This window comes from Leifsonia sp. CL147, from assembly GCF_900114565.1.
In the GTDB taxonomy this organism is placed as follows: Bacteria; Actinomycetota; Actinomycetes; order Actinomycetales; family Microbacteriaceae; genus Leifsonia.
On record NZ_FOTM01000012.1, the window covers coordinates 63,873 to 81,296 of the forward strand.

General features: G+C 73.7%; 12 protein-coding genes. 6 read left to right on the forward strand and 6 right to left on the reverse strand.

Annotation, left to right across the window (positions count from 1 at the left end; all coding sequences use genetic code 11):
• Positions 1-28 precede the first annotated feature (28 nt).
• The 6 genes from BM287_RS11495 to BM287_RS11520 all read right to left on the reverse strand — a co-directional run bounded on the left by BM287_RS11495 (position 29) and on the right by BM287_RS11520 (position 8,828).
• Positions 29-1,918 (reverse strand): protein O-GlcNAcase, encoded by a 1,890-nt coding sequence (locus tag BM287_RS11495; RefSeq protein ID WP_090039765.1) that lies wholly within the window; start codon positions 1,916-1,918, stop codon positions 29-31.
• Positions 1,915-3,657 carry an ABC transporter ATP-binding protein gene (locus BM287_RS11500; protein ID WP_090039648.1) on the reverse strand — a complete coding sequence of 581 codons (1,743 nt, stop codon included), beginning with the start codon at positions 3,655-3,657 and terminating at the stop codon, positions 1,915-1,917. Before BM287_RS11500 ends, BM287_RS11495 begins: the two co-directional genes overlap by 4 nt.
• Positions 3,638-5,725, reverse strand: coding sequence for an ABC transporter transmembrane domain-containing protein (locus BM287_RS11505; RefSeq protein WP_244528177.1), 2,088 nt, complete (start codon positions 5,723-5,725; stop codon positions 3,638-3,640). The genes BM287_RS11500 and BM287_RS11505 overlap by 20 nt, the downstream gene beginning before the upstream one ends.
• Positions 5,726-5,815: 90 nt before the next feature.
• Entirely contained in the window at positions 5,816-6,469 is a 654-nt protein-coding gene (locus BM287_RS11510; RefSeq protein ID WP_090039649.1) for a class II aldolase/adducin family protein, read from the reverse strand.
• Positions 6,466-7,932: a four-carbon acid sugar kinase family protein gene (locus tag BM287_RS11515; RefSeq protein WP_244528179.1), complete on the reverse strand. Its 1,467-nt coding sequence runs from the start codon at positions 7,930-7,932 to the stop codon at positions 6,466-6,468. The genes BM287_RS11510 and BM287_RS11515 overlap by 4 nt, the downstream gene beginning before the upstream one ends.
• Positions 7,929-8,828, reverse strand: a complete 900-nt coding sequence (locus BM287_RS11520) for a DeoR/GlpR family DNA-binding transcription regulator (RefSeq protein ID WP_244528181.1) — start codon at positions 8,826-8,828, stop codon at positions 7,929-7,931. Before BM287_RS11520 ends, BM287_RS11515 begins: the two co-directional genes overlap by 4 nt.
• 86 nt (positions 8,829-8,914) lie before the next feature.
• Here BM287_RS11520 and BM287_RS11525 point away from each other — a divergent pair, with 86 nt between their 5' ends.
• The 6 genes from BM287_RS11525 to BM287_RS11550 are packed head-to-tail and all read left to right on the forward strand — an operon-like array spanning position 8,915 to position 17,421.
• Positions 8,915-10,453 carry an FGGY-family carbohydrate kinase gene (locus BM287_RS11525; RefSeq protein WP_244528183.1) on the forward strand — a complete coding sequence of 513 codons (1,539 nt, stop codon included), beginning with the start codon at positions 8,915-8,917 and terminating at the stop codon, positions 10,451-10,453.
• Complete coding sequence (locus tag BM287_RS11530) at positions 10,450-11,352, forward strand: hypothetical protein (protein ID WP_090039656.1); 903 nt, start codon at positions 10,450-10,452, stop codon at positions 11,350-11,352. The genes BM287_RS11525 and BM287_RS11530 overlap by 4 nt, the downstream gene beginning before the upstream one ends.
• Positions 11,334-12,143 (forward strand): aspartate/glutamate racemase family protein, encoded by an 810-nt coding sequence (locus BM287_RS11535; protein ID WP_090039658.1) that lies wholly within the window; start codon positions 11,334-11,336, stop codon positions 12,141-12,143. The genes BM287_RS11530 and BM287_RS11535 overlap by 19 nt, the downstream gene beginning before the upstream one ends.
• The gene (locus BM287_RS11540) at positions 12,140-13,612 is read left to right on the forward strand and encodes an alpha-amylase family glycosyl hydrolase (protein WP_090039661.1); all 1,473 of its coding nucleotides are present in this window, start codon (positions 12,140-12,142) and stop codon (positions 13,610-13,612) included. Before BM287_RS11535 ends, BM287_RS11540 begins: the two co-directional genes overlap by 4 nt.
• A 27-nt stretch (positions 13,613-13,639) precedes the next feature.
• A complete protein-coding gene (locus BM287_RS11545; protein WP_090039663.1) occupies positions 13,640-15,529 on the forward strand; it encodes an alpha-amylase family protein in 1,890 nt (629 codons plus the stop codon).
• Positions 15,526-17,421 (forward strand): MBL fold metallo-hydrolase, encoded by a 1,896-nt coding sequence (locus BM287_RS11550; RefSeq protein ID WP_090039666.1) that lies wholly within the window; start codon positions 15,526-15,528, stop codon positions 17,419-17,421. Before BM287_RS11545 ends, BM287_RS11550 begins: the two co-directional genes overlap by 4 nt.
• Positions 17,422-17,424 lie beyond the last annotated feature (3 nt).

A 17,424-nucleotide genomic window follows, 5' to 3' on the forward strand; every position in this document is an offset into this window, starting at 1 on the left:
CGCCCTGCACGCCACGATCGCTTCGCGGTCACTCCGTCGGCACGCCCTCGGCAGCCGGGTGGTGCGAGGCGGCGATGGTGGGGGTGAGGAGTTCCTGGATGGTGGCCAGGAGCAGGGAACGGGCCTCCGGGGTCACCAGCCAGGGGGCGAAGCCATCGGCGGCGAGGAAGAAGGTGGCGCGGCCGGCGGGCGCGACGGTGCCGTCGGCGAGCGGGCTGCCGGCCGGGGTGACGGCGATCACCGCCCGCCCGGACTCCGGGTCGCGGGCGATGACGGTGGCGGAATGCGGCGGGTCGACCACCGTCAGCTTCGAGCGTCCGCGGTAGACGACCACCTCGCCGACGAGGCCGGCGGCCGCGTGATGGCCGGTGTCCGGGATGTGGATGCGGTCCAGCGCCAGCGGGACGCTCTCCGACGTCGCCAGGCCGAGCGACACCAGGTGGCCCCAGCCGAGCAGCGGGACAGGCCGGGCAGCGGCGGCGCGGGCCGCCTCGGGATGCGCGTTGCGGGTGACGATGTGGAGGTCGGCGTCGGGATGGTCGCCGAGGTGGGCGCGCATCCCGGAGCCGGCCAGGAACTCCACGAGCTCGCGGTCGCCGGGAGCCGGGTTCGGGCCGCTGAGCACGGAGACGAGGGCGCCCTCGCCGCGGACGCGCGGGTGGGAGACCCCGAGGCGGTCGAGGGCGGCGTCGATCAGGGAGAGGACGGCGGCCCGGGCGACGTCGGCGTACTCCGCCTCCAGTTCGCGCCGGGCTGCCAGGAGGGCGGGCGCTGCGTCGTCCGCCGCGGTGTCGTCGTCTGTGGTTCTCGCCAGCACCCGGCAGGCGAGCGCACCGGCGGTGCCCGCCGCGCGTGCCGCGGCGGTCCAGGGCCGGAGCTGCTCGACGAGGTCGGAAGGCACGGCGTCACCCGTGTGCGTGGCGGCGAGCCGGCCGAGCAGCGCCCCGGCCTCCTCCCACCGGCCCGCCTCGATGGCGGCGCCGAGGCTCGGCCAGCGCGGCGCGCTGGGAGGCCACGCGCTGCACGCCTCCACCAGAGTGCGCAGGCCGCCGTCGGCGCCGACGACCGTCGCGTACGCGCGCTGCGCGGCGGCCGCGGCGTCGTAGCCGTCGGGATCCGCCGCCCACTCGGCCACGGTCTCGAGCGCGAGGTGCGAGGGGGCCGCCTCCACCATCGGGTTGGACACGATTCCGACGAGGCCCGGCGCCACCGACCGGCCGGTCAGCGGACCGAGGAAGAGGCGCGAACGGTCGAAGTCGTTCACCGGGAAGTTGTCCCAGAGCACGAGGTCACGGCCGAAGCTGCGCCGTGCCCGGGTGATATCGTCCGCGGTCACGGTGCCGACCACGATGTCCGGACCGGTCCACAGGATGTGCGCGTCCGGCGGCAGCGTCTCGGCGAGGCCGATGCGGTACGGCGTGCGCTCGACGCCGGCGTAATCGGTCGGGCACAGCAGCATCGGCTCGTCGATGCCCGCGGGACGCAGGAACGACCGCTGGAAGCGCGCCGCAGTGTCCCCGTGGGCGCGGCCGAGCGCCTCCGGATCCTCCAGCGGGATGTCGTCGAACAGCAGGGCGAACGAGCGGATGCCGACGTCGAGAAGCTGACGGCACTTCGCGGCCAGCGCGAGGTGCTCGGAGTCCTCGCCGAACCGCATGGACAGGCCGGGCGAGATCCCGTACACGAAGTCCACGCCGCGTTCGGCGGCCGCGCGGTTCAGCGCGGCCAGCTCGGCGAGCCGGGGTGCGGGATAGGGCTCCCGCCACTCCTCGCGGTGCCAGCGGTCGTCCTTCGGGGCGTACACGTAGCGGTCGAGACCGATCGCACCGCCGCGCTCGAACCAGGCGAGACGGTCGGCGTGCGACCAGGGCTCCCCGTAGAAGCCCTCGACGACGCCCCGCCAGGCCAGCGCGCTCATCGTCCTGCCCCGTGCCACGACGACCACAACTCGGCGTACGCGCCGCCGGCCGCGACCAGCTCCTCGTGGCTGCCGAGCTCTTCGACGTGGCCGTCGCGGACCACGGCGATGCGGTCGGCGTCGTGTGCGGTGTGCAGCCGGTGCGCGATGGCGACGACCGTGCGGCCCTGGAGCACGCGGTTCATCGCGCGCTCCAGGTCGCGCGCGGCTGTCGGGTCGAGGAGGGAGGTCGCCTCGTCGAGGATGAGCGTGTGCGGGTCGAGCAGCACCAGCCGCGCGAGCGCGAGCTGCTGCGCCTGGGCGGGCGTGAGGACGACCCCGCCCGAGCCGACGACCGTGTCGAGACCCTTCGGCATGGCGGCGACCCAGCGCAGCGCATCCACCACCCGGAGGGCCCGCGCGAGTTCGTCGCGTCCGGCACCGGGCTTCGCGAGCGACAGATTCTCCGCGATCGTGCCGACGAAGACGTGATGCTCCTGGGTGACGAGCGCCACGTGGCTGCGGAGGTCGTCGAGCGGCAGGTCGACGAGGCGGACTCCGCCCACCGTGATCCGGCCGCCGGTCGGCTCGGTGATCCCGGCCATCAGCCGCCCGAGGGTGGACTTTCCGGAGCCGGAGGGCCCGACGATGGCGACCCGCTCGCCCACGTCGAGGTCGAGGCTCACGCCGTGCAGCACCTCGGTGCCCTCGCGATACGAGAAGCGCACATCCTCGGCCACCACGTGCTCGTCGGCGGGCTGCTCTCCTGTGGCCTGGCGGTCCTCCGGGACGTCGCCGACGCCGATGATCCGCGACAGGGCCGTGGTGCCGACCTGGATCTCGTCCAGCCAGCTGATGAGCTCGTCGATCGGGGACACCAGCTGCATCGCGTACAGGGCCACCGCCGTGACCGCTCCGATGGTGGCTGCGCCGGCTCCGACCAGGAAGGCGCCCCAGACCAGGACGACGATCACGGGCAGCAGGAAGGCGATGTCGGTGCTCGGGAAGAACCACGAGCGCAACCACAGCGTGTACCACTCGGAGTCCCGCCGCTCCCGCAGGGCGGCGTCGATCTTGGCGCGCTGGGCGGGGGCGAGGCTGAGCGCCTCGATGGTGCGCACGCCATCCACGGTCTCGCTGATCGTGCCGCCCAGGGTGGCGTAGGACGCGAGCTGCCGCTGGTATCCGGGACCGGAACGCTTGAGGTACCAGCGCGCCGCGGCGACGAGGATGGGCACCCCGGCGAACATCGCGACCGCGACCGCCGGGTTCACCAGGAAGGCCGCCACGACCGTGAGCACCGCCGTGACGCCGGCGACGAGGATGCGCGGGACGCCGAACCGGACGGTCTGCGCGACCGATTGGATGTCGTTGGTGGTCCGGGCGAGCAGGTCGCCGGTGCCGGCCGCCTCCACGATCGAGAGCGGGAGGCGCGCGACCGTCGCGAGGAACTCCTCCCGCAGCTGCGCGAATACCCCCTCGCCGAGCACCATCGACTGGCGCTGGGCGAAGCGGATGAGGACGGCCTGGCAGGCGATCGCACCGAGCAGGACGATCGCGATCGTGTCGATCCCGCCGCTGGTGAGCGAGTGGCCGGTGACGCCGTCGATGATGACGCCGATCAGGGCGGGGCCCGCGAGGCCGGCGACCGCGGCGAGGGTGTGCAGCGCGAGGACGAGCGACAGGCCCCGCCGGTGCTGGCGGATCAGCCGGGCTCCGGTCGCCCGGACGGTTCGGGTGCTAGCGATCGGAAGGAGCATCGCCCGGTCCCTTCTTGGGCTTGTCCGCCTTCTTCGGCTTGTCCGCCTTCTTGGCCCGCTGCGTCTTCTTCGCCGGCGGAGCAGGGCGCTGGGCGCTGACGGGATGCGTGGCCGTCCACAGCGTGTCGATGGAGCCGGTCCAGGCAGCGTCGAGATCCTCGCCGTCCGCCGGTTCGGCGGCGGAGATGGTGCGGGAGACGATGGCCCGGTACAGGTCGCCGAAGTCGTCCTCCTGGCGCAGCAGCGTCTGGTGGCCGCCCGTGCCGACGACGCGTCCCTTCCTCACGACGGCGACGGTGTCCATCCGGTCCAGGAGCAGGGGGCTGGCGGTGACGACGACCGTGGTGCGACCGTCCCGTGCCTCGCGCAGCCGCTCCGCGATCCGGGCCTCGGTGTGCGCATCCACGGCGCTCGTCGGCTCGATCAGCACCAGCACCTCCGCGTCGGTGAGCAGGGCGCGCGCGAGGCTGAGCCGCTGGCGCTGACCGCCCGAGAACGTCCGGCCCCGCTCGGCCACGCGTTCGTGCACCCCGGCGGGGAGCGCATCCACGGTCTCGGTCGCCGCTGCAGCATCCAGAGCGGCGGAGACGCGGCGCAGCCGGCCCGTCGAGGTGTCGGTGTACTCGCGGTCGCGGATGGGCAGCGTGTCGAGCCCGTCGAGGAGCCGGCCGCCGAACAGGTGCGGGTCGGCGTCGTTGACGACGATGCGTTCGCGCACATCGCGCACCGGGACGCGGGTGTGGTCGACGCCGCCCCAGAGCACCGGCGCCTCGCGGAGCGTCGCGTCGTCGAAGCGTCCGATCCGGGTGGCGATGGCGGCGGCCTCGTCGGGGTTCGCATCCACGATCGCGGTGAACCGGCCGGGCTGGATGACGACGCCGGAGGCGAGGTCCTCGATGGCGGAGCCCCATGCCGGCGCCGCGGCGGTCTCCGCGTCGTCGCGTGCGGCCGGCCGGGTGCGCAGCACGGAGAGCACGCGGCGGGCCGACACGATGCCGGCGGTGAACGTCTGCGCCGCTTCCACGGCCGTGCGCAGGGGCAGCACGAGGAAGGCGGCGTAGCCGTAGAAGGCCGTCAGCTGCCCGGGGGTGATGCTTCCCTCGACCGCGAGGTGTGCGCCGAACCAGACGATGAAGACCAGGAAGGCTCCGGGCAGCAGCACCTGGAGGCCGTCCAGCCAGCTCTGCGTCTTCGCCACGCCGACGCCGGCCGCCCGGACCCGCTGCGACTGCTTCGCGTAGCGCTCGACGAACTCGTGCTCGCCGCCGATGCCCCGCAGCACGCGCAGGCCGACGACGGTGTCCGCGCCGAGGGTGGTGAGGCCGCCGGACTCCTCACGCCACGCCGCCTGCCGGGCGCGCAGCGGACGCAGCAGCAGCGCGAGCACGAGCGCCACGGCGGGGACGCCGATCACGACGGTGAGGCCGAGGGGAACGGACGCGCTCAGCATGATGAGCGAGACCGCGATGAACGCCACGACGCCGCCGCCGAGACGCGCGGTCACGTCGAACATCGCGCCGAGTCGCAGGGAGTCGGTGCTGACGGTCGCCACGATCTCGCCGGAGGAGGTGGTCGCCGTGATCGCCGGCCCGGTCTCGGCCGAGTGGTAGCCGATCAGCCGCGCGACACCGAGCGACGAGCGCAGCCAGTTGGACACGGCCATGCGGTGCCGCAGCATCCCCGCGACGGCCTGCACGGCGGCGACGGCCAGCAGTGCGCCGCACCACGACCACAACCGGCCGGTGTCGCCCGTGACGCCCTCGTCGACGGCGCGGCCGAGCAGGTACGGCCAGACGGCCTGGCAGAGCATCCAGACGACGCCGAACAGCACGCCGGCGCCGAGCGTCGCCGGCTGCCGCGCCGCCTGCCAGAGCAGGAACCGGGGGACCGAGGCGAGGTGCTGCTCGGACGGCCGTGCGGACGGGATGCCGGAGCCGCGAGGCGTACGGCCGGAGGGCGGAGGCGAGGCGGACGGACTGGACGGACTGGACGGACCGGACGGACCCGACGGATCGGACGGACCGGACGGATCGGACGGGGATGGACGGGCAGCGCGGACGCTGGACACGGGATGCTCCTGAGGGGGATCGAGCGGTGGAAGCGGCGAGGTGGAGTGCGGTGGCCGGCGGGGAGTCGGTGGCGGGGCTCGGGGCTCGGCTCAGCGTCCCGGCGGAGTGAGGGCGGCGATCGCAGCCGCATCGAGGGCGACGGCCGGCGCCTGCCGGAGGAGGAGCGTGAGCCGAGCCGCTGTCTCGAGCTCCTCCACGAGGTCGATCGCCGCGTCGAGAGTCGGCGCCGCGACCACAGGACCGTGATTCGCGAGGAGGAGTACGGGATTCCGGGGTGCGGCCGCGGCCACCCCGGCCGCGAGCTCGGCGCTGCCCGGCCGCGCGTACGGGACGAGCGGGACCTCCCCCAGACGCATCACCCGGTACGGCGTCAGCGGCGGCAGCTGCGCCAGTCCGCCATCGCCGGGCGGCAGGCAGGCGATGGCCGTCGCCGACGGGGAGTGGAGATGCACCACCGCGGTCGCCTCGGGATGCGCGGCGTACATGGCGGCGTGGAGCGGCAGTTCCTTCGTGGGTCGCGGGGCGCCATCGCCGTCGGCGGGGGTCGCAGCCAGTTCTTCCTCGGTCACCGAACGCAGCGACCGTCCGGTGGGCGTTGCGATGATGCGGGAGCCGACGCGCATGCTCACGTTGCCCGAGCTCCCCGGGGAGAGCCCAGCGGCCGAGAGATGACGGCACGCCCGCACGATGGCCGCGCGCGCCTCCCGCTCCTGGGTTCGGAGAGCGTCGCCGGGCGTGGTCACGGTGCGACCTCCCACGCGTCGCTGAAGAGACCGGGACCGCCGAAGTTGCCGGACTTGAGCAGCACGGCGATGGTGCGGTCGCGGTGCTCGCCGCGGTCGCGGTGTTCGCCGCGGTCGCGGTGTTCGCCGCGGTCACTGTGCTCGCCCTCTTCGCCCGGGCTGGTCGTGACCGCCCACGGGACGCCGGGTGCGGCCTGCACCCCGATGCGCAGGCGGGTGATGCCCAGCCGGCCGGTCACCGCTCCGGACGTCTCGCCGCCGGCGACGATCAGGTGACTGTATCCGAGCTCGTGGACGGCGAAGGCCGCCAGCTCCGAGAGAGCTGCTTCGAGGAGGGCGGCGGCCCGTTCGGTGCCGAGTTCGCGCTGCGCGACGGCCACGTGCGGCGAGGCATGGATGAGGACTTGCGCGCGTCGGTCCGTACGCGCGGCGAGCGCATCCCGGAGGCGCGCGAGCGTCGTCGGGTCGTCGGCGAGGGCCAGGGGATCGAGGAGGTGGCGCTCGCCGCGGAACGCCTCGATCTGCGCCCGCGTCGCGGCCGAGGCACTGCCGGCGAGGATGAGACGTCCCGTCACGGGCACCGGCGGGAGGGTGTCCGCGCTGTGCTCGAGGACGGGGGCTGAGACGGCGGAGACCGCGGAGGCGGCGGTGGCGACGAGGCGGTCGGCCTTCTCCGGGGAGTCGGATGCCGAGGGTCGGCCGGGTACCGACACGCGAGCAAGCGCCGTCGCGACGCCCGCACCCCCGGCGGCGACGACCGGTCGTTCTTCCGCAACGCGGAGAACGGCCTGCGCGACGATGTCGAGGTCGTGCTCGGTGAGCGCATCCACGAGGATGTGGCCGTCGCCCACTCGGGCCGCGACAGCCTCCGCGCCGCGCTGGACATCCTCCCAGCGCACGAGGCCGACCGGCGCGGACGTCTGCGGAGCGAGCAGCCGGATCAGGTTCGAGTCGCGCATCGGCGTCAGCGGATGGCTGCGCATGGGCGACTCCGCGAGAGGCACGCCGTTCACGAACAGCGTGCCCTCGTACTGTGTGCGGCCCGCGCCCGGTGTCGCCGGTGTGCCGATGCTCACGGCGGAGGCAGTGCGGACGGTCGAGGCGGCATCCCGGCGATCCGTCCCGGAGGCGATCTCGGCCAGGGCGTCGGCGATCGGGCCGATGTTCCCCGACGGCGTCGAGTCGAAGGTGGAGCAGTACTTCTGATAGAGCAGCGTCGCACCCGAGGAGAGCAGGAAGCGGGCCGCCTCGGTCGAGGCGGCCACCGCTTCGTCCACGGGGGCGGTCCGCACCTTGAGGGCGACGACCGCCGCCGCGGATCCCTCGGCGGGGAACAGGTCCCCGCGGGCGGAATCGCTCGGCGTCCCGAGCAGAACGCTGGCCGGGATGCCCGCTTCCACCACGCGGCCTGCCAGGTCGCACGCTCCGGTGACGTCGTCCGCGACGACGCCGAGCCGCATCATGAGACGCCGACCTCGGTCGTGTCGCTCTCCGTGCCGACCTCGGTCGTGTCGCTCTCCGCGCCGTCGAGTCGGCGCGACACGCCGTCGCGAGCGCGCCGCCGGCGGCGAGTGGTGCCGACCGGATGCGCGCCGGCTCCGCCCGCGATGACAACCGTGGCGCCCGCGTCGCGAAGGGCCTGCAGGTCGTCCGGATCGGCGCCGGCATCGGTGACGATCACATCCACGAGGTCGAGGCCGCCCACCCGGATCGGGGCCCGCGCACCGAGCTTGGAGTGGTCGACCAGCAGCACCGTGGTGCGCGCGGCGCGTGCCAGCTCCTGCTTGAGCTCGGCGTCGAGGGCGTTGGCGCAGAGGATGCCGCGGCTGTCGACCGCCGTGGCGGAGAGGACGGCGACGTCGACCGAGTAGTCGGCGATCGTGCGGCGGGCGGCGGCGCCGGCGAAGCTGCGCGTCTCGCTCTGGTAGACGCCGCCGACGCCGACCAGCTCCACATCGTCCCGCTCGATGGCCGCTTGGATGACCGGAAGGGAGTGGCTGAGGATGGTCGTGCCCGACCGCAGCATCCCGGCGAGGGGTGCGACCGACGTGCCCGCGTCGAGTGCGACGGTCGCAGCGCCGTCGAGGAGGTCGAGACAGGTCTCGGCGATCGCGTGCTTCTCGCCGCTTCCCGTCACCGCGCGCTCATCGAACGGCCGGCCGTGGCCGAGATTGGGCAGGCTGGCGCCGCCGACGACCCGGCGGGCGAGTCCGTCGCTCTCGAGCTGGCGCAGGTCGCGGCGGATCGTCATCTCCGACACACCGAGCTCCTCGGCGACGCGCGACGACGAGACGTAGCCCTCCGCCGAGAGGCGGCGGAGGAGCTCGTCGCGGCGGGCGGGAGCGTCGGTGTAGCGCACCCGTCCATCCAAGCGGCTGCTCGCACTGCTTGTCAATAATCGGACAAATCTTGACGTGAATGTTCGGAAGTGAACAGAATGGAGCAGTGACCTCCCCTCCTCTCGCCGCCCTCGGCGTGGATGTCGGCACCACCAACACCAAGGTGGTGCTGGCCGTGCTCGGCGACGACGGCGTTCGGGAGGAGCGCATCGTGACCGTGGCCACGGCAGACACCGGAGCCGGATTGCAGGCCGTGGTGCTCGGGGCGATCCGGGAGATCGCAGCCGACAGTCCGTACCCGGTCGCGGCTCTGGGCGTCGCCTCCATGGGCGAGACGGGATGCCTGACCGCCCCGGACGGCGCCCCGCGCGGCGACCTCCTCCGCTGGTCCGACGGCGATGCGGCGACCGCCGATCGGCTGGTAGCGGCGGCCGGTGCTTCGGCGCTCTACACCGCCACCGGCGTGCCGGCCCCGGCCAAGTCGCCGCTCACCCACTGGCTCCGGCTGGCCGACGACGGGGATGGCCGGATCGCCGACGCGAGCTGGCTCGGCGCCGACGGGCTGGTGATCGCGGCGCTGACCGGAGAGCCGGTCACCGATCACACCCTCGCGGCCCGGACGATGGCGTACCGGCTTCCCGCACCCGGTGACGGGTTGGCCACCGAGTTCGACACCGAGCTGCTCGGTCTCGCCGGTCTCACCCCGGAGCGGTTCCCGCGCGTCGCACTCCCCGGCGAGGTCGCGGGAAGGCTGACCACGCCTGCCGCGGCAGCGCTCGGCCTCCCGGACGGCCTGCCGGTGATCGCTGCGGGGCACGATCACGCGGTGGGCGCCTGGGCGGCGGGGATCCGCGAGCCGGGGGAGGCGGCCGACTCGGTCGGCACCGCGGAGGCGTTGCTCCGCGTCGTCGAGGGTGTGTCCCGCGAGGAGGCGCTCCACCAGGGGATGAGCCTGGCGCGCTCGGTCGACGGCCGGTACGAGACGCTGCTGGCCGGCAATCCCACGGCCGGCGCGCTCGTCGAGTGGGCGTTCGCCGAACTGCTCCCCGGCGCGGATCGGCGCGAGACCCTTCAGAGCGCGGCGGGACTCGCGGATGACCCGATCGGCACGGTGCTGCTGCCGTACCTCCGCGGCCGCCAGTCGCCGCAGCCCGACCGGGGCGCCGCGCTGCGACTCGTCGACCTCGCAGGAGGCGAACCCGCCTCGCTCCCGGGCATCCCGAACGCGGCAGCCGGCGCATCCCGCGCATCCCGCGCATCCCGCGCCTCGCTCGCCGACCCCGCAACGACGCTCACCGCCGTCCTCACCGGTCTCGCGCTGCACCTGGCCTGGATGGATGCGGCCCAGACGCGGCTCGCCGGTCCCCGGCATCCGGAACTCGTCCTCCTCGGCGGACCCGGTGCCGCGAACGGCGCCTGGTGGCGGCTCAAGCAGCGCGTCGTCCCCGGCGTGCTCCGCCGGGTGGATGCCGCCGAGCCGGTCGCGACCGGCGCCGCCATGCTGGCCGCCCACCGGGTGGCCGGCCTCACGACCACACTGCCGCTGCGCAGTGCCGACAGCGTCGCCTCCGCGGGCGATCCGGCCCTGCTGGACGCCTTCGTCCGTGCGGCGGCCCTCCACGACAAGGAACCTCAATCCCGATGACCGACCCCGTCACCCGGCCCCCGCTCGACCTCGACGCCATCGCCCGCCCGACCGGCGGCCTCGCGATGGTCGCCATGGACCAGCGGGAGAGCCTCCGCCACATGTTCGACCTGGCCGGCGCCGGGCGTCCCGACGACGACGTGCTGATCCGGTTCAAGCTGGACGTCGCCGAGGCCCTGGGCCCGCTCGCGTCCGGCTTCCTGATCGACCGGCACTACGGCTTCGAGTCCGTCCGCGACATCCTCCCGGATCGCACCGGCCTCATCCTCGCCGCGGATGAGCTGACCCAGGAGGACGGCGGTCCCGTGGAGGAGACCGCGCTCGACGACGTCGTGCTCACGCAGACCGACCTGGCCGGCGTCGCCGCGCTGAAGCTGCTCGTGATCTGGCGGCGCGACGCCGCGCGCGAGCAGCGCGTCCGGCTCGTCGAGCGATTCGTCAAGGAGTGCCGGGCCCGCGGTGTGCTCTCCGTGCTCGAACCCGTGGTGCGGGCCACTCCGGAAGAGCTGGATGCCGGCAGCTGGGACCTGGATGCGGCCATCCGTGAGGCGGCCGCCGAGCTGTCGCCGTCGGGCCAGAGCCTCTACAAGGTGCAGGTGCCGCTGTCGGGCACCGGCGACGCGAAGGAGCAGCAGCTGGAGAGCGAGCGGCTGAACGCCTCCATCACCGGTCCCTGGGTGGTGCTGTCGCAGGGCGTCGACCGCACGGCGTTCCTTCCGGCCGTCGAGGCGGCGTGCCGGGCCGGCGCGAGCGGCTTCCTCGCCGGCCGTGCGCTCTGGAGCGACGTCGTCGGGCGCGGCGACGTGCCGTCCGCGCTGCGCGAGCTGTCGGTCCCGCGGCTCGAGGCGCTGATCGAGGTCGTCGACCGTGAGGCCCGGCCGTGGCGGGAGGCGCGATGATCGCCGGGCTGCTGCACACCGTCCCCGCGCTCGCGGCGACATTCGACACGCTCGTCGGGGAGGCCCTCCCGGGCGCGCGCCGCATTCACCTCGTGGACGCATGGATGCTCGAGACCGCCATCGCCGAGGGCGTCACGCCAGCGGTCCGCGAGCGCGTCGCCTCCCACCTGCGTCACCTCGCCGACTCGGGAGCCGACGTCATCTTGGTCACGTGCTCCTCGATCGGGGAGGCGGCCGAGGACGCGGCCGGCGCCCTCCCCGTCCCCGTCATCCGCGTGGATGCCGCCATGGCCGCCGAAGCGGTCGCGCTCCTCGCCTCCACACCACCCTCCGGCGAATCCGGGCTCGCGGGAGGGCGGATCGCGGTGCTGGCGACGAACACCGCGACGCTCGGGCCCACGACGCGGTTGATCGAGCGCGAGGCGGCAGCCCGGGGCGTCCGGGCCACGGTGACGGCGACCGTCGTCGGAGGTGCCGCGGCTACGCGCGCGGCGGGCGACCAGGCCGGCCACGACCGCCTCATCGCGCAGGCCGTCCGTGCTGCCGCGAGTCCCGTCGGGGGCGCGGAACGCGCGCGCGTCATCGTCCTCGCTCAGGCGTCGATGGCCGCCGCAGCGCAGGCCGCGGGCGTCGACGTGCCCGTGCTCACCTCCCCGGCCGGCGGCGTCGCCCGGCTGGCCGAGGCATCGACCCCGTCGGACCCGCGATCGCCGGACGCCAGCGCGAACCGCCCGTCGCCTCCCGGGTCCGGCGGGCCCTCCCCGGACGAGCCGCGCGGAGCCCGCGCATGACGCGCGTCGAGCTCCTGGCCTACGCCGACCGGCTGGGCGGCGACCTGCCGCGGCTCCGCGCTCTGCTCGACGGCCCGCTGCGCGACTTCGGCGGGGTGCACATCCTGCCGTTCTTCGTGCCCTTCGACGGCGCGGACGCCGGGTTCGACCCGATCGACCACGGCACCGTCGACCCGCGTCTCGGCACCTGGGAGGACGTCCGCGCGATCGCGGCCCGCCGCGAGGTCACGGCCGATCTGATCGTCAACCACGTGTCCAGCGAGTCCGCGGAGTTCGTGGATTGGCTGGCGCGCGGCGAGCAGTCCGCGCACGACGGCATGTTCCTCACGTTCGGCACCGTGTTCCCGGACGGCGCCTCCGAGGCCGACATCACCGCCTTCTACCGCCCGCGGCCCGGCCTTCCGTTCACCGCCTATCGCATGGCGGACGGGCGCCGCCGCCTGGTCTGGACGACGTTCCTCCCCAGCCAGGTCGATCTCGACGTGGCGAACGACCGGGCGCGCGCCTACCTCCGCCGCATCCTCGCCACGCTCCGCGCCGGCGGGGTCAGCACCGTGCGGCTCGACGCGGTGGGGTATGCGGTCAAGACGCCGGGAACCGACAGCTTCATGACGTCGGAGACGCTCGGGTTCGTCCGCGAGATCGTTTCGCTCGCCCGTGCGGAAGGCCTCCGCGTACTGGTCGAGGTGCACGCGCACTACACGCAGCAGCTCGCGATCGCCCCGCTCGTCGACGACGTCTACGACTTCGCCCTCGCCCCGCTCCTGCTCCACAGTCTCGGCACCGGGACCTCCGACCGCCTGCTGGAGTGGCTCCGCATCCGGCCGCGGAACGCCATCACCGTGCTCGACACCCACGACGGCATCGGCATCATCGACGCTGGTCCCGCCGGCGATCTCCCCGGCCTGATCGACGAGGCCGAGATGGCGGCGATCTTCGAGCGGGCCGCCGTCGCCACGCGCGGGCACTCCACGATCGCGTCCGTCATCCCGGCCTGGATGAGCCTCCCGCACCAGATCAACGCCACCTTCTTCTCCGTCCTGGGCGCGGACGCGAACCGCTACCTGCTCGCCCGCGCGGTGCAGCTGTGGCTCCCCGGCCGCCCGCAGCTCTACTACGTCGGGCTGCTCGGGGGACTGGATGACGTTGCCCTGTTCCAGCGCACCGGCCAGGGCCGCGACGTCAACCGCCACGTGTACACGCCGGACGAGGTGGAGGCCGCGCTCGCCACCGAGGTGACCCGCGCGCAACTCGCGCTCGTCCGGCTGCGGTCGACGCATCCCGCGTTCGGCGGCGGGTTCGGCTACCGTGTGGAGGCAGACGGCACCCTCGAACTCGAGTGGGTGCTCGGCGACGAGCGCGCCACCCTCCAGGTCCGGTTCGGCCCCGAACCCGGATTCCGCATCCGCACCACGGGTGCGGACGGCCCGCTCACCGCCGGCTCCGTGGCAGCGCTCGCCGCCCGGTGACCCACCACTCCCCCCACACCGAGGACCATGCAGACCATCCAGGACATCACCGTCACCCGCCACGCCACCGAGGTGGTGCTCGTCGCCCCGGCCTACACGCTGGGCGTGGCCCTCGCCCGGCCGCGCGCCACCATCGCCGGCCCAGACGGCGAGCTGTGGAGCGACCTCTCGCTCCTCGCGAGCGTGGACCGCGTCGGCGTGCCCGACGAGTCCTCCGGGCCGACGGCCGTGACCGTCGAGGAGCGCGCGGACGGGACCGTCGAGGTCACCGTGCTGATGGACTCCAGCGCCTGGGCGACCAAGGCCGTCGTGCTGCACTGCACCCCCGGCGAGGTGCGCGCCCGGATCGAGGTGACGACCGAGGAGGACGACGCCCGGATCGCGGACCTCACGATCTTCGGCGGCCAGGCGGTCCTGCCCACCGGCGCGTCCGGGACGTTCCGCTCGGGCATCCGCTTCCCGTCGGTGTTCGTGCCGACCCCGACCGAGCCCATCCAGGTGGTCCGGCCCTCCAATACGCAGGCGCAGCTCGGCGTCGTCGGCGATGCGGAGCCCGGCCGTCTCCACGGGATCTTCTCGCCGCCGCCGCTCCTCTTCGCGCTGGGCCGCCCGTTCATCCCGGGCACCGCTGCGCACGGGCCGACCGACATGCCGGTCGGCGACTGGCTCGGGGTCTCCGTCGTCGCGCCGGTCGCCCAGCTCGGCTTCACCACGTTCCGCTACGACGCGATCGACGGCGGCTTCCTGTTCCGGCTCACGTACGAGGGGCACACGCGCGTGCAGGCAGGCGGATGGGTGTCCCCCGACTTCGTGCTGCGCCCGGCCGGCGCTCCGCTCAGCGCCATCCGCGACTACCGCGACGACCTCGCGGCGCGCGGCTGGGCGGCGCCTGCTCCGGAGGGCGCGGACTGGTGGCACGAGCCGATCTTCTGCGGCTGGGGCGCGCAGTGCGCCCTCGCCGTGCGGATGAGCCACGAGGGCGAGGCGCTGGCGACGGACGATCCGGAGGGGTTCGTCCTTCCCACGGGCGCCGCCTTCGCGCCGGACCTCGCCCGGCAGTACCTGTACGACCGGTGGCTGCGCCGCCTGGCCGAGCGCGGCATCCACCCGGGCACCATCGTCATCGACGACCGCTGGCAGGCGGACTACGGCACGAATGCGGTCGACACCGAGAAGTGGCCCGATCTGCGCGGGTGGATCGACGAGCGCCACGCCGCCGGACAGCGCGTGCTGCTCTGGTTCAAGGCCTGGGACCCGGCGGGGCTGCCACCGGAGCTCACCGTTCGCGACCCCTTCGGCCGACCGGTCGCGGTCGACCCCTCCAACCCCGCCTACCTGGAGGCGCTCGCCGGACAGGTGACGCGGATGCTGTCGCCGGACGGCCTCGACGCCGACGGCTTCAAGGTCGACTTCACGCAGCGGGCGCCCTCCGGCGTCACCCTGCGGACCCACGCCGACGGCGTCTGGGGGGTGGCGGGGCTGCACGCGATCGTCAAGACGATCCACGACGCCGCTCGCGCGATCAAGCCGGACGCCCTCGTCGTGACGCACACCGTGCATCCCTCGTTCTCGGACGTCACCGGCATGGTGCGCCTCAACGACGTGCTGGAGGACTCGGTGCACGGCGACCCGGTCCCCGTCGGCGACCAGCTGCGGTACCGCCACGACATCGCCGCCGCGTCCCTCCCGGGACACCCGATCGACACGGACCAGTGGCCGATGCCGAACCGGGAGGAGTGGCTCGCCTACGCGCGCCTCCAGCCGGAGCTCGGTGTGCCGGCGCTCTACTACGTCGAGTCGATCGACAACAGCCGCGAGACCGTCACCGATGCGGACCTCGACGAGATCGCCGCGCTGTGGCGCGGCTACCGCGCGGCCCGCGGCGAACGCGCCGCGAAGGAGCCGACCGCCGTATGAGCGCGTTCACGCAGGTGGCGCCGGGGGTCCACCGGTTCGTGGACACCTGCAACGTGTATGTGGTGACGGTGGAGGGTGCGGCCGGCGCTGCGGGTGCGGCGGGTGCCGCCGGCGCTGCGGGCGGTGCCATCGCGATCGACTTCGGCTCGGGCGACGTGCTGGACCACCTCGGCGAGCTCGGCCTCGAGACGCTCGACGCCATCCTGATGACCCACCACCACAGGGACCAGGGCCAGGGCCTTCCGCGAGCGATCGCCGCCGGCATCCCGGTCTTCGTTCCTCCGGTGGAGCAGGACCTGTTCGCCCGCGTCGACGAGATGTGGTCCGCGCGGGCGCTCTACAACGACTACAACCTCCGGCAGGACCGGTTCTCGCTGCTCGACCCCGTGCCCATCGCCGGCACCGTGCCCGAGTACCGCTCGGCCGTCTTCGGCGGCATCCACGTGAAGACGGTCCCGACACCCGGCCACACGATGGGTTCGGTCACCTACCTCGTCGAGCGCGGTGGCGGGGAGCAGCCGGCCCGGGTCGCCTTCACCGGCGACCTCATCTACGCGCCCGGCAAGGTGTGGTCCCTCGCGGCGACCCAGTGGTCCTACACCGAGAACGAGGGCCCGGCGATGAACGTGCTCTCCTGCATGCTCCTGCAGGAGGAGGAGCCGACCATCCTGCTGCCGTCGCACGGCGAGCCGATGCCCGACGCGATCGACGCCCTCGAGCAGCTCGCCCGACGGATGAGCGGGTACGTCGACTCGCGTCGCACCAACCCATGGGACCTCCGCGACTGGCTGGAGCGTCCGTTCGTCCGCCTCACCGACCACCTGCTCCTGAACCGCACCGCCAACTCCTGCGTCTACGTCCTGCTGAGCGACTCCGGCGCCGCGCTGTTCATCGACTACGGCTACGACATGTCCACCGGCTGGCCCGCCGGGACGGATCGCGCCGCCCGCCGGCCGTGGCTCGCCTCCCTCCCTGCTCTGAAGCGCGACTTCGGGGTCACGTCCGTGGAGGTCGTGCTGGGCACGCACTACCACGACGACCACATCGCCGGCTTCAACCTGCTGCGCGAGGTCGAGGGCACGGAGGTCTGGCTTCCCGAGAACGTGGCGCCGGTCATGGCCGACCCGATGCGGATGGACCTGCCCTGCCAGTGGTTCGAGCCCATCCCCGCGGACCGCGTGCTCGGTCTCGGCGAGACCGTCCGCTGGCGCGAGTACGAGATCGTCACCCACGAGCTGCCGGGCCACACCCTCTACGCGGCCGCATTCGAGTTCGAGGTGGACGGCGTGCGAGTGCTGGCGACGGGCGACCAGCAGACGGCGGAGGGGCGCCTCGGGGTGCAGCGCGAGATCCTCAACTATCAGTACCGCAACCGGTTCCGCCGCGACGACTTCATCCAGAGCGCAGCGCTGTACCGGCGGGTCGCCCCGGGTCTCATGATCACCGGCCACTGGCAGGGCCGCGAAGTGGACGAGGACTACCTGCAGCTGCTCACCGAGCAGGGCGACGAGCTCGCGGACATCCACGACGGTCTCCTGCCCGACGACGGGATGCTGCCGCCGGCGGACGGGAACGTCGTGCTCCTCGAGCCCTTCTACCAGCGGGTGCCGCCGGGAGCAGCGCTCGAGTACGAGGTGGTCGTCGTGAACCCCTACGACGACGAGCGCGAGATCGCAGCCGACCTGGTCACGCCCGAAGGATGGAGCGACCCGCCCCGGGCGTCGGCGCTCGCCGCCCCGCACGAGACCGTCTGCCTGCGCTTCGCCGTGCAGGCACCCGACGTCGCACGCAAGCGCCAGCGCCTGGCCGCCGACGTCACCATCGGCACCGTCCGCTACGGCCAAGCCGCCGACGCCGTCGCCGACACCATCCACTCGGCCGGCGCTCGTTGACTC

Excerpts from the sequence above, each read along its gene's own strand:
- BM287_RS11515 (WP_244528179.1), bottom strand. The coding sequence starts at position 7,932 with ATGATGCGGCTCGGCGTCGTCGCGGACGACGTCACCGGAGCGTGCGAC.
- BM287_RS11530 (WP_090039656.1), top strand. The coding sequence starts at position 10,450 with ATGACCGACCCCGTCACCCGGCCCCCGCTCGACCTCGACGCCATCGCC.
- BM287_RS11545 (WP_090039663.1), top strand. The coding sequence starts at position 13,640 with ATGCAGACCATCCAGGACATCACCGTCACCCGCCACGCCACCGAGGTG.
- BM287_RS11495 (WP_090039765.1), bottom strand. The coding sequence starts at position 1,918 with ATGAGCGCGCTGGCCTGGCGGGGCGTCGTCGAGGGCTTCTACGGGGAG.
- BM287_RS11540 (WP_090039661.1), top strand. The coding sequence starts at position 12,140 with ATGACGCGCGTCGAGCTCCTGGCCTACGCCGACCGGCTGGGCGGCGAC.
- BM287_RS11550 (WP_090039666.1), top strand. The coding sequence starts at position 15,526 with ATGAGCGCGTTCACGCAGGTGGCGCCGGGGGTCCACCGGTTCGTGGAC.
- BM287_RS11500 (WP_090039648.1), bottom strand. The coding sequence starts at position 3,657 with ATGCTCCTTCCGATCGCTAGCACCCGAACCGTCCGGGCGACCGGAGCC.